Consider the following 22,868-nt stretch of genomic DNA (forward strand, 5'->3'; position numbering starts at 1 on the left):
GTCTACCGTATTTGGGCCATAAGAGAAATTGCGATCAATCCTTGATCGACAGGGATCGGAACAACGCACGCCCCTGTCGGTAAAATCGAACCGGCAACAAGCTGTCAGCAGGCAGATCGGCCACGGTGTCTTCGAACCCCTGCAGTGATTCTATTTTCTCGAAGCCCAGCTGCACGATGACATCGCCCGGACGCAGGCCGGCACCGGCCGCAGGACTACCGGGAAATACCCGTTTTACCATCACACCGCCGCTGACCTGCCAGGAATTGCGCAGTCGTGGGTCAACTTCACCCACCAGGACCCCCAGCCGGCCACCGGATTCCGGTTCTGGTGCAGTTCCACGTGCTAATTTGGGAGATCCACCCAGCGTACCCACTTCCACCTCCAGCACCTTCTTCCTGCCCTCTCGCATGACGGTTATGGCCACTTCAGTGCCTGGTGCGACAGCACCCACGGCATGGGGCAAATCACTGGAAGACTCGATGCGGGTTTTACCAAAGCGAATAATAACGTCCCCGACTTTGAGCCCCCCCTTGTCGGCCGGGCTGCCGGGCTCCATCTGTGCAATCAGGGCTCCAACCGGCTTCGATAGTCCGAAAGAGGCGGCCAGATCCTTATCCACTTCCTGAATCACCACGCCGAGCCAGCCGCGGTCCACCCGGCCTTTCTCCTTGAGCTGATTCATCACCTCCCGCGCCACGCTTACCGGAATGGCAAAGGAGAGGCCAATGGATCCGCCGGATCGGGTATAAATCTGGGAATTGATGCCCACCACCTCTCCGTCGAGGTTAAACAGGGGCCCACCCGAATTGCCCGGATTAATAGCGACGTCCGTCTGAATAAACGGTACGTAGTTCTCGTTCTTGTCACTGGGAATACTGCGCCCGATCGCGCTGACAATACCGGCGCTGGCTGAAAAATCGAGCCCAAATGGGGAACCGATCGCCAGAACCCACTGCCCGACCTTGAGCTCGTCATCATCGGCAAATTCAAGGGTCGGCAGATTGTCTTCCTCAATTTTTAGCAGCGCGATATCGGAACGTTCGTCCGTGCCGATCACCTCGGCCTGATACTCTCTTCGGTCCAACAGCCGTACATGGATTTCATCCGCACCATCAATCACATGATTATTGGTCAGAATGTAACCGTCTTCAGAAACGATAAAGCCGGAACCCAGGGATTGGGCCTGGCGCTCAGGCATTCGGCGGGGTTCAAACAGGTGGCGGAAGATATCCGGAATATCCTGATTGCCCTGCGGAAACTGCCGGCGACCGCTGCGGCGTTCAATTGTGTTGATCTTGACCACCGCCGGCGACGCCTGCTCAATCAGATCCGTGAATTCAGGTAAACTACCCCTGGCGCTGGCCGAGGTTGCCAACAGCGCCATTGCCGCCAAGCAGAACCATTTCTGCCAATGCAGTGAAATCGCCGTCATTCTGATAAGTCTCCCTAGTCAATTAGATAGCTTCAGGATTGCCAGCGCACCGCCTCGGTGCCATCGAGCAATACCGGCTGCATACGCTCATCATCGCGATGAACAAAACTGTGCCACCGCACCAGCCCGCCGCCAAGCGCCAATCCCAATACAGCCAAAAAGATCACACCCGGCTCTGCCAGCCCTAGCCAGTGGCCACAACCGGCCCCCAACAGCAGGGTTAATAAGGGGGTCAGATAAACCAATATAGAGCCGGCTGCCACCACGTCTTCGGGAATTCCTACGGTAACCTCATCGTGCAGGGCATAGTGGCTGCAGTCGCGCCCCTGGAGCAAGACACGGATAAAGCTGGTACGCCCACCCCACTTGCTGACCAGGCTCTGTCCGCAGCCCTTTTCGGCCGCACAGGACTCACAGGTGGAGCGTTGAATGGTCTCCACCCAAAGGCAATCATTCTCGATGGCAACGATGCGGCCGGATTCGGTAATCATAGGTTCTCCCGTACATTGCTGCTAACTTGTACAGCTCTGTGCCGGCATTCTATTCGACTTGCCCGGTTTGAGCCTCTGGAGCCGCGCCGGCGGCCGGTATTGTGGTACCAGAGCTCTCCTCGGCTGCCGCAGGTTCGGGCACCGTTGGTGGTGTGGGCTTCAAAGCCCTGACAGAAGCAGCAATTCTCTGGGCGGTGCGAGCCGGTATTTCACCCACCACCGTTATGGTGTGGGGAACGGCATCAAACATCTGCTGCTGCATATAGGCGACGGTCGCTCCCCGCTGTGCTTTGCCCTGGGCAGCCACCGCTTTCTCCAATGGTCGCACAAACACGGAAAATGCAGACAAGCCATCTGTATAAAGCATAACATCCCCTACCCGCTCAAAGGATGCACTGCCGGCCGGCAGGAAACCGCTTGGCACCCAGCTGACACTCCAGGGGCCGAGGCCTGCCATTGTGCCCTCAAGAGGCTGGCATGCCGGCCATTCCGCCCGCTTTACCAGCGTACTGGAATCCACGATTCCTACCCAGCTGTCGTCGGCCTCCAACTCAATATTGGCAAATTGCAGACGCTCCAACACCCGGCGACTGCTGCTGATGGTCATGACCGCCAAAGGCAACGCCGTTTCTTTGTCGATCGACAGGCTGTATCCGTATCGATACTCGTCCCGCGGCACAATCTGGACGACGGAGGCCAGACGCCCGGCTATACGTTCGTCGTCACGAAAGTAGAAGTGATAATGCTGGGTCAGGCCATGAAAACTGCTGTCCAGCCCCGGCAGCAATCCCCGCAATACCTGATCGGCTGGTGACAGGCAGGACACGTGGGTCCCATTGCGCTCAATTCGGCGCGAGGGGCCATTGAGGTATTCAAGATGTTCATATTCGGCGCCGTCTTCGACCCGGTGAGTAATACGCAGCGTCTGTAAAGCGCCGCCGAATTCGTAGGTAAACAACCCCCGATAGTCTCGTTCACGCAACGCCGTGGACATTTGGCCCAGCAAACGAGCCACCTTTTCGGGTGCTTCGGTGGCTTGAACCGACAAGGGAAAAACAGCACTCCAAAGGAGTACAAATAGAACGGCACAAGGCCGACGAGCACAGGGCTTTAACTGCACGCCTCTTCCTTCCTGTAGGCATCCATGAAAAATCGCGTTACAGACGAGGTGCCGAAGAGAAAGTCTGCCTCGATCCTGGCCGAAATTGACGATTTGTGAAAGTCGCCAACCCTATCAGGGCTCGGTCGTCGGGGCAACGGGTACGCGCGCATAGGGCATCAATCCCCGCCCGCTGTTGAGCGCTGAGTTGCCGGCGTGTATCTCCATCACTTCGCGAAGATAAGCCTGTACCTCTGGTGAAGGCGGCTGACTGGATGAAGCGGATTTGGCTTTCGTGACTACCGGATAGTAGCGATTCTGGGGCTTAGCCTCACTGACTGGCATGCGCGAGTGACTGCTAACCGTGCGTGCAGGAACAATTGGAGCCTGGAACTGGGACGGTAAAGAAACCACAGGCGCCGGTGCGGTGCTGGGCTGTTGCGCCGATTGCTCTGGAATGGCTGCCAGTTGAGCCTCAGAGTCTGAGGAGTCCAAGCTGACGAATTGTGTGGTCACAACCATCACCGCTGCAACGGAGGCTGCTACAGCCATTTTGGCAGCAGATTGCATCCAGCCGGGCTTTGCGGGTGCGTGGTTTTCTTCAGAGTCGATGGCGCTGCGAATGGCCATGGACAGATCGATCTGGGGTTGAGCGGGAGTTTCCTGGCGCATCGCCGCGCTGGCTATGTGATAGCGGGACCAAGTGGAGCGAACCTCAGAGTCCGTCTCGCTGGCCTTTAGTACCCGGTGTACATCCATCTCAGTGGCTTGGCTGTCCATCAGAGCTGATAAAGATTCTTTGACAGCGTCTGTGGAGCTTTGCGGAGATTGTTTGGACATAGTCACTAATTTCGCTCTTATTAATATGTTCGTTACATTGACTTGGCCCGAAGACCACCTGCATCCCCCGTCCCCCGGGGGGTTCCGCGACTTTTATTGTTGCTGGTCAAGCACTTGCCCAACAACCGCCGCCTTAACGATAACACTCTGACTGGTGAAGTGTGAGAAAGTTCACAAGTCATTCAAATTTTTTCTGTCATTTTTTGTACTTCCCTGTGACAGCGCCATTATTCCGACCCTTAGGCAATTTCCTGACCGTCTTTATCAGTCATTTACGGCCAGGACATCTGCTTCCCGGAGAACCCGACCCGATCGTCATTCAGCCCGATCCAACAGCGGCGCGATGCGCTTGTCAATCGCGTCCCGAGCCCGGAATATCCGCGAGCGGACAGTACCCACAGGACAGGCCATCACCTCGGCAATATCCTCGTAGCTCAGCCCCTCCATTTCCCGCAGTGTCACCGCCGTGCGCAGATCCTCGGGCAGCTCCCGAATGGCATTGTGCACCTCTTCCTGCAACTCATCCCGAAACAGGTTGTTCTCGGGCGTATCCACATCCTTGAGCAGATCACTGCCGGAATAAAACTCGGCGTCGTCGACATCCACATCGCTGGCCGGCGGACGACGCCCCCTGGACACCAGGTAATTCTTGGCGGTATTAATAGCAATACGGTACAGCCACGTATAGAACTGGCTGTCACCGCGAAAATTCTTCAGCGCCCGGTAGGCCTTGATAAAGGCTTCCTGGACGACATCGTGTACCTCATGGGTGTCGTGGACGTACCGTCCTACCACCGAAATCATTTTGTGTTGGTATTTAAGCACCAACAGATCAAAGGCCCTTTTATCGCCTTTTTGTACCCTTTCTACTAACTGCTGATCAGTCTCAGGCGCACGCTGCGCGGTCATCCTGCTCTCCCAAGCTTCTTTTTAGATTGCCGATTGTCCCGCCCGGCCGTGAACACACGATGAACGGGATCGCCACCGACAAGAGCAACACCTAGACTTCGGGCTATCACAGAAGTTCAATTCAGTGGCAGCATTCCAGGCGCCAAGCTCACCGATTACACAAATTGCTTGGAAACCGGACAAACGCTCCTGTATTTTGTCATTTTAGGTCCTATGGGAGCCTGAAATGGGCAATACCCCGTCGGACAAAGCATGTATATACTACCGGCCCCCGGTCAGCAAGGCTGCCGACGAGTTATTCGCAACACAGGCTAAAGTATGAGCAGTTATCACCAGCACGACGTATTGATCATCGGCAGCGGTGCGGCCGGCCTGACGCTGGCTTTGAGCCTGGCAGGCAAAGCCAGGGTTGCTGTACTGAGCAAGGGCTCGGTAAACGAAGGCTCCACCTGGTTTGCCCAGGGGGGAATCGCCGCTGTACTCGATGACAACGACTCCACCGAAGCTCACGTGACCGACACCCTCAATGCCGGTGCGGGCCTGTGCCACGAAGACGCCGTTCGTTTTACGGTAGAAAGCGGCAAAGCTGCGATCGACTGGTTGATCAATCAGGGGGTCAGCTTTACCAAGTTGCAGGACAACAGCGATTACCATTTGACCAAAGAGGGCGGACACTCCCATCGACGCATCATCCACAGCGCCGATGCGACTGGAAAAGCCGTCCACAGCACGCTGATCGACAATATCCAGCATTCAGAGAATCTGGATGTATTTGAACACCATATTGCCGTGGATCTGATCACCCAGCCGGATACGGGAACCGGAAAAGTGCGCTGTACCGGTGCCTATGTGTATAACCGGAACGAGGACCGGGTGGATGTGTTCCAGGCCCGGGCAGTGATTCTCGCCTGCGGCGGGGCCAGTAAGGTCTACCTCTATTCCAGCAACCCCGACAGTGCCAGCGGCGACGGCATTGCGATGGCCTGGCGGGCGGGATGTCGTATTGCCAATATGGAGTTCAACCAGTTTCACCCCACCTGTCTCTATCACCCCAAGGCGGGCTCCTCGCTGGTGACCGAAGCCCTTCGAGGCGAGGGCGCGCACCTGAAGCTGCCCAACGGCGAACGTTTTATGGAGCGATTTGACCCAAGGGCTGAACTCGCTCCACGAGACATTGTCGCACGCGCTATCGACCATGAAATGAAACGACTCGGTAGCGATTGCCTCTATCTCGACATCAGCCACAAACCGGCGGAATTTATCAGCGAACACTTCCCTACGGTAAAAGCCCGCTGCCTGGAATTTGGCATCGACATCACCAAACAGGCTATTCCGGTGGTGCCCGCGGCGCACTACACATGCGGCGGCATTGTCGTCAATCGCCATGGCCAGACCGATCTTGATCAGCTCTATGCCATTGGAGAGACCTCATTCACCGGCCTGCACGGCGCCAATCGTATGGCCAGCAACTCTCTGCTGGAATGTATCGTCTACGCGCAGTCTGCAGCCGAACACATCAGCGCCAATCTGAGTGATGTGCCCTCCCCTGATCGCAACAAGCCCTGGGACGAATCACGGGTAACCAACTCGGATGAAGACGTGGTAATTTCGCACAACTGGGACGAACTGCGCCGGTTTATGTGGGACTACGTTGGTATCGTGCGCACGCGCAAGCGACTGGAGCGGGCCACTCACCGCATCAAGCTGCTGCAGAAAGAGATTCAGGAGTATTACAGTAACTACAAAGTGGGTAATGACCTGATCGAACTGAGGAACCTGGCCATGGTGGCGGAGCTGATTATCCGTTCAGCCATGCAACGCAAAGAGAGTCGGGGCCTTCACTACTCGCTCGATAACCCAAGTACCTCGGACATTGCCCGGGATACCATCCTGGTGCCCACCAACTTCGCCGCTCAGGAAATCTTTGTGAAGCCTTGATGTCGCGTTGTGAGCACTCGCAGGCGACGCAGGGATTCGGGATCCATGCTGTCGGGCCAAACTCGAATGCACTCGCACGATTCTGCGCCGCGAAAATAGAAAACCAGCAGAGGTAGAGGGCGACGCCAGCCCGTCACCGGCAACAGCGGACCCTGAGGCCCTTGCGGTGCCAGCGCCAGACTGCCGTTGACGTGGTCGAGCAAGAGCTCCTGAGACGACTCCCTGCACAAATTCACCGCTCCGACGATCACCAATGGCAAAGCCAGCAGGATTAGCGTCAAGGTGACTAGTGCCGGAAGATCAGCCCGATAAAGACCGACGAGTGCCAGCAGCGCCGCGACCAAATGGGCGCACAGCGCGTAGCGTGAAGGCCTTAGTTTGATCCATCGAACCGGGGAATCAGCCCTTTTCGACCTGCATGCCGGTGTTGTCGCGGACAATATCCACAATCCTCTTGAGTTCAGGATCGTCCGGATCCTGGCGATGCAGGAACCAGGCGAACATGTCCTGATCCTCACAATCCATGAGCGCCCAGTAACGCTCTTTATCTTCCTGCGGCAAGCTGTCATAGACATTTTCCAGAAACGGCAGCAGCACCAGATCCAACTCCAGCATGCCGCGGCGACTGGCCCAAAACAGACGGTTTTTATCCATGAACAGATTCCAATTCAATAACTTCAAGACATCGAGGCGCGACAGTATACCGATACGGCGGATGGCTCGCCACGACTCGCTACCCTGCCGACGACCAATGAGCTGTGGTAAGCTTGCGCGTCTGCACGGATAGAGAAACCATCCCCATGACTCAAGCCTTACCACAGCGGGTTCCGCTACGTGATTTTGACCTGCTGGAAGTCCGCGGACCGGACAGCCTGAAGTTTCTGCAGGGTCAGCTCACCTGCGACACCCGACGATTCAGTGCCGACGCGCTGACCCATGGTGCGCACTGCACCCCAAAGGGCCGCATGATTGCCAACTTTGATGCCCTCGCCCCCAGTGAAGAGCTGGTTTTGCTGAGGCTTCGCCGCGACGCCCTGCCACTGTTAAGCACCTCCCTGGGCAAATACATCGTGTTTTCAAAAGCTGAGTTGTCGGCACCTGGGGGTGAAGCGCCGGTGGGACTGTTGGGTGAACATCTGCTCGACTGGCTGCAACAGCACCTTGACCTGGACTTTTCTCAACAGACCGTCCAACAGCAAGGCGGCCTCCTTTACATCAAACGAGACCAGCAACGGGTCGAATGCTGGCCGGTCGATGAGGCCAATTTACCGGATGTCGTGGCTGAGCTGCCTCAGGCTGATAACGAGACCGCCTGGCTGGCAGCAGAGATAGCGCTTGGCCGCGGATGGATCGGCGCCGCCACCAGCGACACGCTGTTGCCACAGCAGTTACATTTGCAGGTTGAAGCCATTGATGGCGTCAGTTTTACCAAAGGCTGTTACACCGGTCAGGAAATTATCGCCCGCACCCACTACAAGGGCAAAGTCAAACGCGCCCTGCACCGCCTGCAGGCAGATTCCGAAATCTCGCTAGCAGAAGGCACCGATCTCCACAATGGAGCAGGATCTATCGTCGGCAGTATCGTCAACGCCGTCTCCTATGCAAATTGCACTCAATGCCTCGCGATTCTGAGCGAGGATGTGGCGCAAGCCGATGACGTGTTTGTCGACAAAAACGCCACGCAAAAGCTCACGCCTTTGCCCCTACCCTATGCTATAAATACGTAACAGAATATCTAGGAAGTTGTTATGAACCAGGTCGTTGACACCGTTCGCCAGGAAATTATTCACGCCATCAAGAACGACCAGTTGGTGTTGCCAACCCTGCCCGAGGTCGCTCTCAGAGTTCGGGAAATTGCGGAGGATCCAGAGGCCAGCATTGACCAACTGGCGACCTGCATCGGTAATGATGCCGCCCTGACCGCACGTATTATCAAGGTTTCCAACAGTCCTCTGCTACGGGGTTCGCAGGAAATCGAAGACTTGAAAATGGCACTCATGCGCCTGGGTATGGAATATACGTGCAATATCGCCACCGGACTGGCGATGGAGCAAATGTTCCAGGCCACCTCGGATATGGTGGACAAACGCTTGCGCGATGTTTGGTCCCGCTCCAGTGAGATTGCCGGCATTTGTCACGTATTGTGCAAACATCGTACAAACCTGCGCCCTGATCAGGCGACCCTTGCGGGACTGATTCACAAGATTGGCGTTTTACCCATTCTCACCTACGCCGAAGAAAGTCCGGCTTTGCTTAAAGACGCCATTACCCTGGATCGTGTGATCGACACACTGCAGTCCGCTATTGGTGATCTGATTCTGAAAACCTGGGATTTCCCTGAAGAATTGCGCCGGGTACCCAGCCTGCATATGAAGTTTACCCGCGAAGCCGATGAGCCCGACTACGCCGATATCGTGACCGTGGCCATGTTGCAGAGTTACATGGGCAGCGACCACATGCTGGCCAAGATCGATTACTCAAAGGTGACGGCATTTGCCCGTCTTGGCCTGGATGCCAGCGGTGAGGAAGAGGAAGACCTGAGCGAAGAAATGGAAGCCGCGATGCAGCTTCTCTCCTGATCCCCAGCGCTCCTGCGGCTCTTTAAACGAGAGCCACCTCGGGCACGGACCAGTCAATGGGTGCTTGCCCGCGCTGCTGCAGCCACTCGTTGGCCTTGGAAAAGTGCCCATTACCCAAAAATCCGCGATGAGCGGACAAGGGAGATGGGTGCGGCGATTTCAGCACGCAGTGCCGCCCTGTGTCGATCATCTTACCCTTCTTTTGTGCATAGCTGCCCCACAGCAAAAACACCAGGCCTTCCCGCTCACGGCTCAAGACATCAACAATTCGATCGGTAAATGTCTCCCAGCCCTGCCCCTGGTGAGCGCCGGCGTTGCCCTGCTCAACCGTCAAGGTGGCGTTAAGCAATAAAACCCCTTGCTCTGCCCAACTCTGCAAACACCCATGGCTGGGAATGGGAATGCCAAGGTCACGCTCAATTTCCTTGTAGATGTTCGCCAGGCTCGGGGGTGTTCGCACACCGGGAAGCACGGAGAAGCACAATCCATGAGCCTGTCCCGGCCCGTGGTAGGGATCCTGTCCCAGAATGACCACTTTGACATCTTCAAACGGTGTCGAATCGAGAGCATTAAAGATTTGACCACCGGGCGGGTATATTACCGCGCCTTCGCTTTTGCGCTGCTGCAGAAACTGCTTCAGCGAGTGCATGTAGGGCTGCTGGAATTCCGGCTCCAACCGGTTCAACCACGAAGGATGCAGGCGGATAATGGGTGCATTCATGGGAATCACATTCACTCAAAAATTTTGCGACAGTCTACTTAGTGTCGTCGATGCTGTCCAAGCACCCTTGTTTTGCGTTGCCGCGATCAACCCCATGACTCCCGGGCCAAGCTCAGGTAGAATGCGCGGCTTTGGATAGCCTTCAGCCAGCGCCTATGCACCTGTTTGTCGATAATTTAATCAACATTGACTTCAGCTTTCTTCATCCCGAAAGGGGATTGCTGGGGGAAACCTGGCTGGCCAGTACCGAACTCATCGGCGATCTGGACGACCAGGGCATGGTGTGCGACTTCGGTATCGTTAAAAAAACACTGCGTGAGTGGTTGGATGACGAGATTGACCACCGCCTGCTGGTACCGACTCAATCGCCCCTTCTGGAGCTGCATCGCAATGGCGATCGCATCAGCCTGGCATGGACGTTTGGCGACCACAAACTACAGTGCAGCGGCCCGGCCGACGCGTTTGCATTGGTAGAGGCTGAGGAAATCACCCCTGCCCAGGTGGCGGATTGGTGCAAGCAGCAATTGCAGACACTGCTGCCAGCCACACTGGATTCGCTGCAGCTGGGCTTCGATACGGAATTTATAGCCGGCGACTACTACCACTACAGCCATGGACTGAAGAAGCACGATGGCAATTGCCAACGTATCGCCCACGGCCACAGGTCCCAGATCCATATCTGGCGTAACGATATCCCGGCACCCGAGCTGGAAGCCCAATGGGCACAGCAATTTTGCGACATCTACATCGGCACCCGTGAAGACGTCGTTCAACACGACGATAATCAACTGCGCTTTGCCTATACTACTTCCCAGGGCGCCTTTGAACTGTGCCTGCCCGAACACTGCTGCTATCTGATCGACAGCGACTCCACGGTGGAGCTTATTGCCACCCATATCGCCGACCAGCTGAAACAGCAATTCCCCGCCGACCGGCTGAAGGTCAAGGCATTTGAAGGCATGGGTAAGGGCGCATTGGTGTTGCGCTAAACCCGACTCAATCGCCGCCCCTCTTTTTGTGACAACCAGAGGTTTATCCTTTGTCAGATTCTATTTCAGGACAATTTGTTCTCGGCCAGCGCTGGATCAGCAACACCGAAGCTGAGCTGGGCCTGGGTATCGTCAGCGATACCGATCACCGCTTTGTCAATATCACTTTCCCCGCTGCCGGTGAGCAACGGGTTTACGCCAAGAACAACGCCCCGTTAACAAGGGTTCAGTACCGCATCGGTGAACAGGTGCAAAATATCGAAGGCGAAACCCTGCGCATTGAATCCGTGGAGGAAGAGCACGGCTATCTGACCTATTTCGGCCGCGGCGCTGATGACGGCGACCTGAGCTGGGGCGAGATAGAACTCGATTGCTTTGTCCAGTTCAGCAAACCACAGGACCGGTTATTTGCCGGGCAGATCGACAAGATCAGAGACTTTCGCTTACGCCACTCAACGCTGCTGCAACAGCAGCGTCTGGCGCAGATGAACGCTACCGGCCTGATCGGCCCACGGGTACAGCTCCTGCATCACCAGCTGTATATTGCTCACGAAGTGGGCGGACGATTTGCGCCCAGGGTATTGCTGGCGGATGAAGTCGGTCTCGGCAAAACCATTGAGGCCGGTCTGATCATTCACCAGCAGTTGGTTAAAGGACTGAGCCAGCGTGTACTGATCGCTGTGCCCGAAAACCTTACCCACCAGTGGCTGGTGGAAATGCTGAGGCGCTTTAACCTGTCCTTCACGTTACTGGATGAAGCACGATGCCAGGCCCTGGAGCAGATTGACGAATTTGAAGAGAGCGGAGACAGCGAAGACATTCCCGGCAACGGAGACAATCCGTTTGAAAGCGCCCAGTTGATTCTCTGCAGCCTGCCGCTACTGACGGAAAATGGCGAACGTCTGCAGCAGGCGTTGGCCTGCGATTGGGACCTGCTGATTGTCGACGAAGCTCATCACCTGCAGTGGCACGAAAATGAGCAGTGCCCCGCCTACGACTGCGTCGAGCAACTGGCCCGCATTGCCCGCGGCCTGCTGTTGTTAACCGCCACACCGGAACAGCTCGGCCTCGACAGCCACTTCGCCCGCCTGCGTTTGCTGGATCCTGATCGCTATTTCGATTTCGACACCTTCAAACAGGAACAGAGCCAGTTCCAGAGTGTGAATCACCTGGTGCAGCGCCTTCTGTCGAGCGATGACAGCGCCAGCCTGCTTCAGGACGACGCCTCCATGCAGGCCCTGGAAGAGCGCCTGGGTGCAACCGCACTGGACCAGTTGCGAGATCAGGATAATGAAGATTGCCGCGACAACTTGGTCAATCAACTGCTGGACCGCCATGGCACGGGCCGGGTTTTGTTCCGCAACACCCGCAGCGGTGTGCTCGGATTCCCCCAGCGCCAGCTGATACCTCACGAACTGGCGCCCACGACGCCTGACGCCAGCTTTGCTGATACTGCAAGAGTCCAGTGGTTAACCCAATGGCTAAAGGCCAACCGCAAAGAAAAGGTGTTAATCATCTGTTCCAGCGCAGATATGGCGCAGGATCTGGAAACCCACCTCAATCTCCGCTGTGGTGTTCGCAGCGCGGTGTTCTTTGAAGGGCTGAGCCTGCTGGAGCGCGATCGCGCTGCCGCCTATTTTGCCGACGAAGAAGACGGTGCCCAAGTATTGGTGTGTTCAGAGATTGGTAGCGAGGGACGTAACTTTCAGTTCGCTCACCAACTGGTGATGTTTGATCTGCCCCAAAACCCCGATCTTATCGAGCAGCGTATCGGCCGTTTGGACCGCATCGGCCAGACTCAAACCGTGCAGATCCATGTGCCCTTTGAGTCCGATAGCGCCGACGCAAGATTGCTACAATTTCTGCACCTGGGCCTGAATTGCTTTGAGCAGGTTTGCCCGGCAGGACAGGCGCTGTTTGATGAATTTTGCGAGCAATTGCAGCCGCTTCTGGATGTGGATGCCAACCAATCCCTCAATGCGCTGATCGAACGCGCCCGCAGCCGCACAGACGACCTGTTGGCCGAACTGAAAAATGGCCGCGATCGCCTGCTGGAACTCAACAGCTGCAAGACACCGGTGGCCGAGGCTCTGGTGGAGGAGCTCAGCCAGCTGGATCAAAGCGACGCACTCAAAGACTATATGGACAACGCCTTTGACATCTATGGGGTTGATCATGAACGCCACAGTGAGGATGCATTTGTCGCCCACCCCTCTGACCATATGCAGACCCATCATTTCCCCGGTCTGCCCGATGAAGGCATCACAGCGACCTATCATCGCGAACAGGCATTGAGCCGCGAGGATATGCACTACCTTACCTGGGAGCACCCCATGGTTGCCGGTGTCATGGACATGGTGCTGAACAGTGAGCGGGGCAACACGGCGGTATGCACCATGAAGCTGCCGCCACTGAAGCCCGGCAGCCTGTTAATAGAATCCCTGTTCCAATTCAGCTGCCCGGGTCCGCGTTCATTGCAGCTGCAACGCTTCTTCAGTGCCGGCTGCGTGCGATTGGTGGCGGATAACAATCTGAAGTCGCTCGGAGAGATCATTAGTAGCGAGCATTACAATAAGCTGGGCAAGACGGTAAAAATGGCCACGGCCAAACAGCTTGTTCAGCATGCGCGCACGGATATCGATCGCATTGTGACGCACCTGGAAGATCAGGCTAAGACTATGCAGACTGGCCTGGTTGAGGACGCCTGCCAGGCACTCAGCCGCCATTACGATCAGGAGTTGTCACGCCTGCGCGCCCTGGCCGAGATCAATCCTAATATTCGTGCCGAAGAGATCGAGCACCTGGAAACGCAGAAACAGGCGGGGCTGGAATATTTGCAGTCCGCCAAGCTGCGCCTGGATGCCATTCGGGTGGCGGTGATTACAGACTGACAGGGCCTCCGGGGCGATCTAAGCGCATTCGAGCCAGACGTCCCGCACCCAGTACCAGACGTTTTCCCAAACATCCGGGTCGTAGTCGCCCCCGTATTGCCAGAGGCGAACTTCGCCGTCCTGGGCAACGCAATAATAGCCCTCACGGCATTCGCACAGCGCTACCATTTCCCGCGGCATTCCCTGTGACCAGGCCATGGCGGTCACTTCAGGCAGGTAAGTGTGGGACAGGGGGTCGGCCACGGTTACGGGCTCCAGGGTCCCGTAAACCACATCACTGGCCTCCATCAGGAATTCGCGAAACTCGGTGGGCAGAGGCATCAGAATCTGCTCCTGCGCCACGACCACCTGATCGTGCTCCGGCAACTCCAGCGGGACGGGCACAGACTCGGCAACCTCGTGCAGTTCGTCAATCAGATCCTGCATGCCTATCTCCTCCAATGCATCTTATTTTGAAGCTACTTTTTGACCCTTCATAATTGGTTCTTCAGGGCCCTATTGGTTTCCGAGCAGGCCATCCTGCAACCGTACGATTTGCTCACCGTTGCTATCTATCCGGAAGAAATCATCCTGATTGCTGTACTCCGGTCCGGGATCACACTGTACGGGCAATCCAAAGGCCTCAAAAGCCGCGCGGGCACAGTCTACATCCGAGTTCCAGGGTGTATGGGGGGAATTGAACCAGATACCCACGTAGGGTCCACCCTCTATCCCGGTCTGGACAATAATCGGGATCTCTACCTCGTGTTCCAGCGTGCGGAACATACGCACCCCAGGCTGCGACTTGTCCACGGGCATTTCCTCAACAGGCCCCAGTAGACTCTTGATCCAGCCCAGCACCCGCTTGAGCACGGGCTCACGAATATAGATTTCGATGTCGTTCATGTCAGTTTGAAAGAGAACCGCCAAAAGCGTGCACTATACGCCAATTGGCGGCCTTTCCTAAGCACTTTGGGCTATTTGTTTTGGCTCTGCCCTGCTAGAATCGCGACCGACCAAAAGCGGCAGGTTTGTGACAGTTTTATGCAGCTCGACAGATTCTTTTCCCAAGCGGGTGACCGTTTCCAGTTTACCCGTGACCAGGCCAGCAGTTTCGCCAAGCAGATTGCCGACGATTTCAACCCGATTCACGATCCGGATGCCAAACGTTTCTGCGTGCCAGGCGATCTTTTGTTCGCTGTGGCCCTGTCCAAGTTGGGCCTCCATCAGAAGTTGCACGTACGCTTCAGTGACATGGTGACTGATGGGGTAGAACTGGCCTTTGCCGCCGGTGACGGCAGTGTGACCAACATCCAGGATGACAACGGCAAGATCTACCTGTCCGTGGATGCCGCTGGAGAAAAGACCGATAGCGCCGACACGATTGAACATCTGACCCGCGAATACGTGGCCTTTTCAGGCAAAACCTTCCCCCATGTGCTGGTGCCACTCTGGAAACAACAATCGGTGATGGTTAACCCCGCCCGCCCGCTGGTCATCTACGAATCCATGAGCATTGATCTGGATGATCTGGCATTTACCGAACCAACGCTGGAATTCTCGGGCTCCAGCCTGGAAGTGACTGGCAAACGTGGCACCGTAACCCTGGAATACCTTTTCAAGGAAGGAACTCGGGTGCTGGGACGCGGACAAAAACGCATGCTGCTGAGCGGGCTCAAACCCTACGATCAGGCCGCTATTGACGATCTGATTCGCTTCTACGAGGATCGCAAGACAACCCTGGGCTGATACCCCCGCGCCTTCAAGTGGTCAGTCCGAAGGGGCATTGAGATGGTAGGCTTCACACAGCTGCAGCCAGCTCTGAATGCCTGGCCCGCGATACTTCTGCTTGTGCAGAATGATATAAAAGCGCCGATGCCAATCCCGCTGAGGCACGCGCAAATGCACCAGGCTCCCACGGCGAAAGGCGTCCCGCAAGGCAATGTCCGAGAGGCAGCCAATCCCCAGGCCCGCCTCCACCGCCCGCTTGATAGCCTCAGTATGCTGCAGTTCATGGCGCAGATTCAGATCCCCTAACAGACCGTGCATCGCACGATCGAAAGCCTGACGCGTCCCCGAGCCCGATTCTCGCACCACCCATTGGGCCTGAAGCAGATCCTCATCGCTGAGCTCACTTTTACTGGCCAGCGGGTGTTCGGGGGCACAAAAAACCATCAGGTCATCTTCTCGCCACGGCAGCACCTCCAGGTCCGAGTGCTGCAGTTCCCCTTCAATCAAGCCCACGTCCAACTCGTAGTTTTCAACCATTCGTGCAATGGTTTCCGTGTTCGCCACTTTCAATTGCACGTCGGCCCCATCGTGGCGGTTCATATAATCCGCCATCATCTGTACGGCCAGATAGTTGCCAATGGTCAGAGTTGCCCCAACCTTAAGCAACCCCAGATCCTGCTGCTGGGACAGATCCCGTTCAAACCCCTGGGCCTGCGCCAACAAAGACTCGGCTTTGGGTCTGAGCACCCTGCCCAATTCATTGAGCTGCAGGCGTTTGCCAACCCGGTCGAACAGCTGAATATCAAACTGTTGCTCCAGATCCCGCAAAGAGCTGCTGGCGGCGGATTGAGACATTGCCAGGCTCTCTGCGGCCCGGGTGATATTCTCGAAGTGAGCTGCCGCCAGGAATACTTCCAGTTGTCGCAACGAATAGCGCATAGATGCTCCGGAGTGGGATTGCTAATTGGCAGATACCTGCAAAGGCAGCATATCCAAAAAACCGATTAGAAAAATATAATTTACTCGTTTTACCAATATGCTAGCTCGGGCGTACAGTATTGGCAACAGGAACGATACAAACCGAGGAAATTTAGATGGCCAGCCTGACCACCGAACACGTAACCAGCATTCACCACTGGAACGATGACCTGTTCAGTTTCAAAACCAGCCGCAACCCCGGCCTGCGTTTTGAGAATGGCCACTTCGTAATGATGGGCTTGGAAGTGGAAGGCCGGCCACTGATGCGTGCTTACAGCATCGCCAGCGCCAACTATGACGACGAACTGGAGTTTTTCAGTATCAAGGTGCCCGACGGCCCTTTGACCTCCAGACTGCAGAACATCCGGGTTGGTGACCCTGTTCTGGTGAGCAGTAAACCCACCGGTACCTTGGTGGCCGACCACCTGTTACCCGGAAAGCATCTGTATCTGATCAGCACCGGCACAGGATTGGCACCATTTATGAGTATCATCCGTGATCCGGACATTTATGATCGCTACGACAAAGTGATTCTTACACATGGTGTGCGCACCACCTCCGAACTGGCCTATCAGGAGGTGATACTCGACCAATTGCCCAATGATGAGTTCATAGGCGATGTGGTCAAGGAAAAGTTGATCTACTACCCCACTGTCACGCGAGAAGATTTTGGCACCCAGGGTAGAATCACCGATCACATCCGAACTGGAAAATTGTTTTCGGATCTCGGCTTGCCGACACTCGATCCCGAACAGGATCGGTTTATGATCTGTGGCAGCCCTTCTATGCTCAAGGACACCTGCTCGATTTTGGATGCTGCCGGACTAAAGGAATCGCGTCATGGCCATCAAGGTCACTACGTGATTGAGCGGGCTTTTGTAGAGAAATAGCCCCACCATCGACACTCAGGGCTGGCGCCCTTTCTTGCGGCGGACAATCTCTGCGGGAGAGAGGCGCTCACCAGAGGGCGCTGGCTGGGGATTACTTTCGCCATGGCGCGCCAGATATTCCTGCGCCACTTGTTCAGCGCGATCTGCGCGCTCCCAAGGCTGGCTGAACTCCCTGAATCGACGCAGCTTGCGCTCTAGCATGGAGTACACCTGATCCGCCAGAATCGCATCTTCACGGCGCAGATGGCCCAGATCCAGGGTAAACAGCTGCAGGCAGACCACGTCCGTCATATAGTGCAGCCCCTTGAGGCTGGCCAACTTCACAACCGGAAACTGCTCCTGCAAGCGCTCAGCTGCCAGGCTGTCTTGCAAGTCACTGTCGCGGGTGAGAAAACAATGTCTTTGGGGACAAAAATAGGCGAGCTTGGGGATTTCGCCTTTTTTGGCGGGATCGTAGTACAGGTAGAGCTCACTGGGTTTTAGAGTCGACTCCGCAATGCGAAAACTGACGCCGGGCTTGGGGTGAATACGGGGCAGATAGCGGTCTTGGCCTGAATCCCCGAGGCGATAGCGAACCACCAGCCTCCCCGATGGCCCGGTGTGAACAGCGAATCCTCTCTCTAACACCAGGCTAAAGAGATCAAAATGCTCCTGCTGGGTTTTGGTGGGCCCCAATGGATTCCTCCCGACACTTGCCCGTTAACGGCCGCGCTGCCTGTTCACTCCGTGAACCACAGCACTTTCCATCATCTTCTATCAAGATCCCTCAATATAAAGAATAGGACTCCCCATTAGAAACAAAAATCCCCGCCATGGCGGGGATTTTTGCGGTTGGCGTGAAAAGCGTCTTTACTCGGGACGCATAGCCGGGAACAGCAGCACGTCTCGAATGGACGGTGAGTCGGTGAGCAACATCACCAACCGGTCAATCCCAATGCCCTGACCGGCTGTCGGCGGCAGACCATATTCCAGAGCCCTGACATAGTCGGCATCAAAGTGCATGGCTTCGTCGTCACCGGCATCTTTCTCGGCCACCTGGGCCTGAAAGCGCTCTGCCTGGTCTTCCGCGTCATTGAGCTCCGAGAAGCCATTGGCGATTTCCCGACCACCCACAAAGAACTCGAAGCGGTCGGTGACAAAAGGATTGTCATCGTTGCGGCGAGCCAGCGGCGATACTTCCGTGGGGTACTGGGTAATAAAAGTCGGATCGTCGAGACGGTGCTCCACCGTTTTCTCAAAGATCTCAATCTGTACTTTGCCCAATCCCCAGCTGTCCTTCAGTGGGATATCCAGATGTTCGGCGATCTGACGTGCGCCCTGCTCATCGGCCAGCGCCTCGGCCTTGATGTCGGGGTTAAAGTGCAGGATGGAATCAAACACACTCATACGGCGGAACGGCTTGGTGAAATCGTAAACCGTTTCCTGCATGACCTCACCATCGGCGTTTTTCACAGTGCTCTTGATCTGGGTGGTGCCGATCACTTCTTCGCACAGTTTGCGCAGCATGTCTTCGGTCAGGTCCATCAGGTCATTGTAATCGGCGTAGGCCTGGTAGAACTCCAGCATGGTAAATTCGGGGTTATGTCGGGTGGAAAGCCCCTCGTTACGGAAGTTGCGATTGATCTCGTAAACGCGATCGAATCCGCCCACCACCAGTCGCTTCAGGTACAACTCCGGTGCGATACGCAGGTACATATCGATGTCCAGAGCATTATGGTGAGTAATAAAGGGCTTGGCCGAGGCACCGCCGGGAATCGCCTGCAACATGGGCGTTTCCACTTCCAGGAAGTCGTTGCCGTTAAGGTAGTTGCGAATGAACTGCACCACCCGCGTGCGGGTCACAAATGTGTCACGCACTTCCGGGTTGGCGATCAGATCCACATAGCGCTGGCGATAACGCATTTCCTGATCCGCCAGACCGTGGTATTTGTCAGGCAGCGGGCGCAGAGCTTTCGTCAGCAACTGGTACTGATCCATCTGCACATACAGATCACCCTTGCCGGATTTATGCAGCACACCACGGCAACCGACAATGTCGCCCAGATCAAGAGTCTTGGCAAAGGGGCGCGCTTCCTTGGTGATGTAGAGCTGAATGCGATCGACGCTGTCCTGCACCACCACCCAGGGGCCACGCATGGCAACGATACGGCCGGCCACGCTGACGACGTTGCCCAGTTCCTCGAGCTCTTCTTTGCTCTTATCCCCATAGGCCTGTTTCAGTTCCAGACTTTTATGCTCGGGGCGAAAGTCGTTGGGAAAGGTGGGGCCATCCTGCTCTCGCAGAGCCTGGAGCTTTTCGCGGCGAACCGCAATCAGCTTGTTGTCGTCTTGTGGCTGCTTGTCCTGAGACTGATGATTGTCGTTGCTCATGATGTTGAAATCCTAATGCTTCGTAACCCCGGCGTGCGGGGGCGAATCAGAGTCCGGCCTTAAGGCTGGCTTCAATAAACTGGTCCAGATCGCCGTCCAGTACCGCCTGGCAATTGCTGGTCTGTACACTGGTGCGCAGGTCCTTGATGCGCTGGTCGTCCAGCACATAGGAGCGGATCTGGCTGCCCCAACCGATGTCGGACTTGGTGTCCTCCATCGCCTGCTTTTCTTCGTTGCGCTTCTGCATCTCCATCTCATAGAGCTTTGCACGCAGCATCTTCCAGGCCTGGTCGCGGTTTTTGTGCTGGGATCGCTGACTCTGACACTCGGCCACAATACCCGTGGGTTCGTGGGTCAATCGTACCGCAGAGTCAGTCTTGTTCACGTGCTGACCACCGGCGCCCGAAGCACGGTAGGTATCAGTGCGCACATCAGCGGGATTGATGTCGATTTCGATATTGTCATCGATCTCCGGAGATACGAACACGGACGTGAACGAGGTGTGGCGACGACCGCCCGAATCAAACGGCGACTTACGCACCAGACGATGCACCCCCGTCTCCGTGCGCAGCCAGCCAAATACATATTCGCCCTCAAAGCGAATGGTGGCACTCTTGATACCCGCCACGTCGCCGGCAGAGCATTCTTCCAGCGTGGTTTTGAAGCCCTTGGCCTCACCCCAACGCAGGTACATGCGCAGCAGCATTTCACCCCAATCCTGAGCCTCGGTGCCACCAGAGCCAGCCTGAATAGTCAGGAAGCAGTTGTTGGGGTCCATTTCGCCGGAGAACATGCGGCGGAATTCCAGCTTGGCGAGGTGTTCATTCAAACCCTCGATCTCGGCCTCCACCTCAGCGACGGAGTCCTCATCGTCCTCTTCTACCGCCATCTCCAACAACTCGCGGCTATCGGCCACGCCGCTGTCCAGATCATCAATGGTTTTTACCACTTGCTCCAGGCTGGAGCGCTCACGACCCAGCTCCTGGGCGCGGTCGGGCTCATCCCAGACGCTGGGCTCAGCCAGCTCCAGTTCGACCTCTGTCAGGCGCTCTTTCTTGTGAGCATAGTCAAAGATACCCCCTAAGAACGTCAGTGCGTTCTTGCAGGTCTTTCAAGGCATTCAATAATGGGGCGATTTCCATGGAAACCCTTTTGTTTTCAGTACCATCGGGAAAAATTCAAGGCGCGAATTGTACAGGAGAGCCGAGTCGAACTCTAGAGCACCTCCTCGCGGCTTTCCGTAACAGGCTTAAATGACAAGAAAAGTGACGTTTACAGCCAATCACTTGCTCCTGGGAAAAGAGTATAGTCGCCCTGCCACCCTCTGAGCCAAGGAGCTGTAACTCAACATGAATGTCCAGGACGCCGTCAATGCCCGCGTTTCCACCCGCGCCTTTCTCGACAAACCGGTCCCCGCAGACACTCTGCAAAACATCTTTAGAGCTGCGCAACAATCCCCGTCCAACTGCAATGTGCAACCCTGGCAAACCTACGTGGTTTCCGGAGCAAAGAAGGATCAGCTCAAAGAAAAGCTGTTTGAAGAGCTGATGAAGGGCCAGCTGCCCAATCCCGATTTTGACTGGAAAGTGTACTATGAGGGTATTCACAAGGATCGCCAGTATGGCTCCGCCTATGCCTTGTACAACGCCCTGGGCATTGAGCGCGGTGACAAGCAGGCCCGCCAGGTGGCCATGTCGCGCAATTGGGGATTCTTTGATGCGCCCCACGTTGCTTTTTTCACTATGGAAAAATACCTCAACATTATGGGCGCAGTGGACATCGGCATCTACGCACAGACGCTGGCGCTTTTAATGACCGAACAGGGCATCGCCTGCTGTATGCAGGGAGCACTGGGACAATACCCGGACCCGGTCAAGGAGTTTCTCGATCTGCCGGAAAGCCGCGGAATTCTGTTTGGAATGTCGTTTGGCTACGCGGACGACTCCGCCGATGCAAACAGTGCCCGCACCGATCGCGAACAACTGGATACCGCCGTAAGCTTTATTTCGTAAACGGCCTTCAAACCCCGGGCCCCAGAAGCAGCGGGCTGGTAATTACAGCGCCTGCTCCAGGGTTTCGGGATCGCGCTCAAACTGCACTTCACCCAACTGCGGTGTCTGCTTGCACTCCCCACACACCACATCCACTGCCAGATCCTCGCCGCAGCTGGCATGCACCAGGCGGAACGGATGTGCTACCGGCGGCAAATTATCCAGCACCCACTGGCGCAGGGCCATGGTCTGCCCGTACAGGGATTTACCTTTTTCCGTCAGACGGTACTCAAACCGCGGCGGGCTTGACTGATATTCGCTGCGCGCCAACACCTCACTGTCCACCAGAGACTTGAGTCGGTCTGCGAGAATATTGGTGGCGATACCCAGTTGCTGTTGAATGTCATCGTAGCGGTGCAGACCGATAAACATGGCGGCCAGAATCAAGGTGGTCCAGCGATCACCCAAAATGCCGACAACGTGTGACAGAGCCTGGTCAGAGCCGGAATGGGTCTGTTGGCGACTGCGCCGCTGGCTGCCCAATCCCTTACTGATTTCACTGGCGGGAACCGGTTCCGCATCCGGAGAGATCACACGTTTGACGTCGTCATAACGCAACTCCTGGCGGCAATGCCGGCAGATGCATTGCGGCTTCAAACCATGCTCCTGGCCCAAGTGATGCTGCAGTGGTACCGGGCCACCTCCACCACCGCTGCCCCAGCGAGACTCCCACTCCCACAACAACAAGGTCCAGGGATATAACGCCAGCCCCTTCTCGGTCAGCCAGTAGCCGTAACGCTCAGGGCTCTGACAGTAGAGCTGCTTGAACAGAATCCCATCTTCCACCAGCCCTTCCAGCCGATTGGCCAGAGTACCCCGGGCCGCGCCTGTGTGTTCACGAAACTCATTAAAGCGGTGACGTCCCAGGAAGGCGTCCCGCAAGATCAACATCGTCCATCGGTCACCGATGATATTGAGCCCCCGCGCTACGGGGTTGGTCACAATCTGATTGGCAATTTGCATAGCGCAAAGTCTAG

At 56.1% G+C, this 22,868-nt stretch carries 23 protein-coding genes; 8 read left to right on the forward strand and 15 right to left on the reverse strand.

From position 1 onward, the window contains the following. Nucleotides 1–34: 34 nt before the first annotated feature. The 5 genes from HBA55_RS27135 to rpoE all read right to left on the reverse strand — a co-directional run bounded on the left by HBA55_RS27135 (nucleotide 35) and on the right by rpoE (nucleotide 4,774). Nucleotides 35–1,435 (reverse strand): DegQ family serine endoprotease, encoded by a 1,401-nt coding sequence (locus tag HBA55_RS27135; RefSeq protein ID WP_206019993.1) that lies wholly within the window; start codon nucleotides 1,433–1,435, stop codon nucleotides 35–37. A 32-nt stretch (nucleotides 1,436–1,467) separates the two neighbouring features. Beyond that, on the reverse strand, nucleotides 1,468–1,926 hold the full coding sequence (locus HBA55_RS27140) for a SoxR reducing system RseC family protein (protein WP_166997967.1): 459 nt from the start codon (nucleotides 1,924–1,926) through the stop codon (nucleotides 1,468–1,470). Between the two features lie 49 nt (nucleotides 1,927–1,975). After that, complete coding sequence (locus HBA55_RS27145) at nucleotides 1,976–2,974, reverse strand: MucB/RseB C-terminal domain-containing protein (RefSeq protein WP_166997968.1); 999 nt, start codon at nucleotides 2,972–2,974, stop codon at nucleotides 1,976–1,978. A 186-nt stretch (nucleotides 2,975–3,160) separates the two neighbouring features. Then, entirely contained in the window at nucleotides 3,161–3,865 is a 705-nt protein-coding gene (locus tag HBA55_RS27150) for a sigma-E factor negative regulatory protein (protein ID WP_166997970.1), read from the reverse strand. 315 nt (nucleotides 3,866–4,180) lie between these two features. After that, the gene (gene rpoE, locus HBA55_RS27155; RefSeq protein WP_166997971.1) at nucleotides 4,181–4,774 is read right to left on the reverse strand and encodes an RNA polymerase sigma factor RpoE; all 594 of its coding nucleotides are present in this window, start codon (nucleotides 4,772–4,774) and stop codon (nucleotides 4,181–4,183) included. Between the two features lie 318 nt (nucleotides 4,775–5,092). Between rpoE and nadB the strand changes: the two genes are divergently transcribed. Next, on the forward strand, nucleotides 5,093–6,712 hold the full coding sequence (gene nadB, locus HBA55_RS27160) for an L-aspartate oxidase (protein WP_166997973.1): 1,620 nt from the start codon (nucleotides 5,093–5,095) through the stop codon (nucleotides 6,710–6,712). Here the strand turns inward: nadB and HBA55_RS27165 are convergent. Continuing rightward, nucleotides 6,688–7,152 (reverse strand): hypothetical protein, encoded by a 465-nt coding sequence (locus HBA55_RS27165; RefSeq protein WP_166997974.1) that lies wholly within the window; start codon nucleotides 7,150–7,152, stop codon nucleotides 6,688–6,690. The two genes, nadB and HBA55_RS27165, sit on opposite strands and share 25 nt — an antisense overlap. Further along, nucleotides 7,112–7,366 (reverse strand): FAD assembly factor SdhE, encoded by a 255-nt coding sequence (locus HBA55_RS27170; protein ID WP_166997975.1) that lies wholly within the window; start codon nucleotides 7,364–7,366, stop codon nucleotides 7,112–7,114. The genes HBA55_RS27165 and HBA55_RS27170 overlap by 41 nt, the downstream gene beginning before the upstream one ends. 146 nt (nucleotides 7,367–7,512) lie before the next feature. Between HBA55_RS27170 and ygfZ the strand changes: the two genes are divergently transcribed. Together ygfZ and HBA55_RS27180 are read left to right on the forward strand one after the other, a co-directional pair. Beyond that, on the forward strand, nucleotides 7,513–8,439 hold the full coding sequence (gene ygfZ, locus HBA55_RS27175; protein WP_166997976.1) for a CAF17-like 4Fe-4S cluster assembly/insertion protein YgfZ: 927 nt from the start codon (nucleotides 7,513–7,515) through the stop codon (nucleotides 8,437–8,439). 21 nt (nucleotides 8,440–8,460) lie between these two features. After that, nucleotides 8,461–9,291: an HDOD domain-containing protein gene (locus HBA55_RS27180; protein ID WP_166997977.1), complete on the forward strand. Its 831-nt coding sequence runs from the start codon at nucleotides 8,461–8,463 to the stop codon at nucleotides 9,289–9,291. Nucleotides 9,292–9,313: 22 nt separating this feature from the next. On the opposite strand, the gene ung is transcribed toward HBA55_RS27180, so the two are convergent. After that, nucleotides 9,314–10,012 carry a uracil-DNA glycosylase gene (gene ung / locus HBA55_RS27185; RefSeq protein ID WP_166997978.1) on the reverse strand — a complete coding sequence of 233 codons (699 nt, stop codon included), beginning with the start codon at nucleotides 10,010–10,012 and terminating at the stop codon, nucleotides 9,314–9,316. Nucleotides 10,013–10,167: 155 nt separating this feature from the next. On the opposite strand from ung, the gene HBA55_RS27190 reads away from it, so the two are divergent. Together HBA55_RS27190 and rapA are read left to right on the forward strand one after the other, a co-directional pair. Further along, the gene (locus tag HBA55_RS27190) at nucleotides 10,168–11,001 is read left to right on the forward strand and encodes a 6-carboxytetrahydropterin synthase (RefSeq protein WP_166998093.1); all 834 of its coding nucleotides are present in this window, start codon (nucleotides 10,168–10,170) and stop codon (nucleotides 10,999–11,001) included. A gap of 50 nt (nucleotides 11,002–11,051) precedes the next feature. Beyond that, nucleotides 11,052–13,892, forward strand: a complete 2,841-nt coding sequence (rapA, locus tag HBA55_RS27195; protein WP_166997979.1) for an RNA polymerase-associated protein RapA — start codon at nucleotides 11,052–11,054, stop codon at nucleotides 13,890–13,892. An 18-nt stretch (nucleotides 13,893–13,910) separates the two neighbouring features. Here the strand turns inward: rapA and HBA55_RS27200 are convergent, their stop codons facing one another. Both HBA55_RS27200 and HBA55_RS27205 read right to left on the reverse strand, forming a co-directional pair. Continuing rightward, complete coding sequence (locus HBA55_RS27200; protein WP_166997980.1) at nucleotides 13,911–14,318, reverse strand: SMI1/KNR4 family protein; 408 nt, start codon at nucleotides 14,316–14,318, stop codon at nucleotides 13,911–13,913. A 69-nt stretch (nucleotides 14,319–14,387) separates the two neighbouring features. Further along, the gene (locus HBA55_RS27205) at nucleotides 14,388–14,777 is read right to left on the reverse strand and encodes a hypothetical protein (RefSeq protein ID WP_166997982.1); all 390 of its coding nucleotides are present in this window, start codon (nucleotides 14,775–14,777) and stop codon (nucleotides 14,388–14,390) included. A gap of 138 nt (nucleotides 14,778–14,915) precedes the next feature. Between HBA55_RS27205 and HBA55_RS27210 the strand changes: the two genes are divergently transcribed. Continuing rightward, nucleotides 14,916–15,620, forward strand: a complete 705-nt coding sequence (locus tag HBA55_RS27210) for a DUF3581 family protein (RefSeq protein WP_166997984.1) — start codon at nucleotides 14,916–14,918, stop codon at nucleotides 15,618–15,620. A gap of 21 nt (nucleotides 15,621–15,641) precedes the next feature. Here HBA55_RS27210 and HBA55_RS27215 read toward each other — a convergent pair whose 3' ends face one another. Beyond that, on the reverse strand, nucleotides 15,642–16,541 hold the full coding sequence (locus HBA55_RS27215) for a LysR family transcriptional regulator (protein ID WP_166997986.1): 900 nt from the start codon (nucleotides 16,539–16,541) through the stop codon (nucleotides 15,642–15,644). A 155-nt stretch (nucleotides 16,542–16,696) separates the two neighbouring features. On the opposite strand from HBA55_RS27215, the gene HBA55_RS27220 reads away from it, so the two are divergent. Then, a complete protein-coding gene (locus tag HBA55_RS27220; RefSeq protein WP_166997988.1) occupies nucleotides 16,697–17,470 on the forward strand; it encodes a ferredoxin--NADP reductase in 774 nt (257 codons plus the stop codon). Between the two features lie 15 nt (nucleotides 17,471–17,485). Here HBA55_RS27220 and HBA55_RS27225 read toward each other — a convergent pair whose 3' ends face one another. The 3 genes from HBA55_RS27225 to prfB form a co-directional block, all read right to left on the reverse strand. Next, complete coding sequence (locus HBA55_RS27225) at nucleotides 17,486–18,145, reverse strand: hypothetical protein (RefSeq protein WP_166997990.1); 660 nt, start codon at nucleotides 18,143–18,145, stop codon at nucleotides 17,486–17,488. 174 nt (nucleotides 18,146–18,319) lie between these two features. After that, entirely contained in the window at nucleotides 18,320–19,840 is a 1,521-nt protein-coding gene (gene lysS / locus HBA55_RS27230) for a lysine--tRNA ligase (RefSeq protein WP_166997992.1), read from the reverse strand. A gap of 46 nt (nucleotides 19,841–19,886) precedes the next feature. After that, nucleotides 19,887–20,982, reverse strand: a protein-coding gene (gene prfB, locus HBA55_RS27235) for a peptide chain release factor 2 (RefSeq protein WP_166997993.1) whose coding sequence is annotated in 2 segments (ribosomal slippage) — nucleotides 19,887–20,909 and nucleotides 20,911–20,982 — 1,095 coding nt in all. Because the reading frame shifts where the segments join, the coding sequence is not laid out codon by codon here. A gap of 207 nt (nucleotides 20,983–21,189) precedes the next feature. Between prfB and HBA55_RS27240 the strand changes: the two genes are divergently transcribed. Then, nucleotides 21,190–21,852, forward strand: a complete 663-nt coding sequence (locus tag HBA55_RS27240) for a nitroreductase (RefSeq protein WP_166997995.1) — start codon at nucleotides 21,190–21,192, stop codon at nucleotides 21,850–21,852. A gap of 42 nt (nucleotides 21,853–21,894) precedes the next feature. On the opposite strand, the gene HBA55_RS27245 is transcribed toward HBA55_RS27240, so the two are convergent. Next, nucleotides 21,895–22,854, reverse strand: coding sequence for a winged helix-turn-helix transcriptional regulator (locus HBA55_RS27245; protein ID WP_166997997.1), 960 nt, complete (start codon nucleotides 22,852–22,854; stop codon nucleotides 21,895–21,897). Between the last annotated feature and the right edge of the window lie 14 nt (nucleotides 22,855–22,868).

The sequence above is a fragment of the Pseudomaricurvus alkylphenolicus genome, assembly GCF_011683955.1.
GTDB lineage: Bacteria > Pseudomonadota > Gammaproteobacteria > Pseudomonadales > Cellvibrionaceae > Pseudomaricurvus > Pseudomaricurvus alkylphenolicus.

Bases quoted from the DNA above. Each gene is read 5' to 3' on its own strand.
- HBA55_RS27135 (WP_206019993.1), bottom strand. From the start codon at position 1,435: ATGACGGCGATTTCACTGCATTGGCAGAAATGGTTCTGCTTGGCGGCA.
- HBA55_RS27140 (WP_166997967.1), bottom strand. From the start codon at position 1,926: ATGATTACCGAATCCGGCCGCATCGTTGCCATCGAGAATGATTGCCTT.
- HBA55_RS27150 (WP_166997970.1), bottom strand. From the start codon at position 3,865: ATGTCCAAACAATCTCCGCAAAGCTCCACAGACGCTGTCAAAGAATCT.
- rpoE (WP_166997971.1), bottom strand. From the start codon at position 4,774: ATGACCGCGCAGCGTGCGCCTGAGACTGATCAGCAGTTAGTAGAAAGG.
- nadB (WP_166997973.1), top strand. From the start codon at position 5,093: ATGAGCAGTTATCACCAGCACGACGTATTGATCATCGGCAGCGGTGCG.
- HBA55_RS27170 (WP_166997975.1), bottom strand. From the start codon at position 7,366: ATGGATAAAAACCGTCTGTTTTGGGCCAGTCGCCGCGGCATGCTGGAG.
- ygfZ (WP_166997976.1), top strand. From the start codon at position 7,513: ATGACTCAAGCCTTACCACAGCGGGTTCCGCTACGTGATTTTGACCTG.
- HBA55_RS27180 (WP_166997977.1), top strand. From the start codon at position 8,461: ATGAACCAGGTCGTTGACACCGTTCGCCAGGAAATTATTCACGCCATC.
- ung (WP_166997978.1), bottom strand. From the start codon at position 10,012: ATGAATGCACCCATTATCCGCCTGCATCCTTCGTGGTTGAACCGGTTG.
- HBA55_RS27190 (WP_166998093.1), top strand. From the start codon at position 10,168: ATGCACCTGTTTGTCGATAATTTAATCAACATTGACTTCAGCTTTCTT.
- HBA55_RS27200 (WP_166997980.1), bottom strand. From the start codon at position 14,318: ATGCAGGATCTGATTGACGAACTGCACGAGGTTGCCGAGTCTGTGCCC.
- HBA55_RS27205 (WP_166997982.1), bottom strand. From the start codon at position 14,777: ATGAACGACATCGAAATCTATATTCGTGAGCCCGTGCTCAAGCGGGTG.
- HBA55_RS27210 (WP_166997984.1), top strand. From the start codon at position 14,916: ATGCAGCTCGACAGATTCTTTTCCCAAGCGGGTGACCGTTTCCAGTTT.
- HBA55_RS27215 (WP_166997986.1), bottom strand. From the start codon at position 16,541: ATGCGCTATTCGTTGCGACAACTGGAAGTATTCCTGGCGGCAGCTCAC.
- HBA55_RS27220 (WP_166997988.1), top strand. From the start codon at position 16,697: ATGGCCAGCCTGACCACCGAACACGTAACCAGCATTCACCACTGGAAC.
- lysS (WP_166997992.1), bottom strand. From the start codon at position 19,840: ATGAGCAACGACAATCATCAGTCTCAGGACAAGCAGCCACAAGACGAC.
- HBA55_RS27240 (WP_166997995.1), top strand. From the start codon at position 21,190: ATGAATGTCCAGGACGCCGTCAATGCCCGCGTTTCCACCCGCGCCTTT.
- HBA55_RS27245 (WP_166997997.1), bottom strand. From the start codon at position 22,854: ATGCAAATTGCCAATCAGATTGTGACCAACCCCGTAGCGCGGGGGCTC.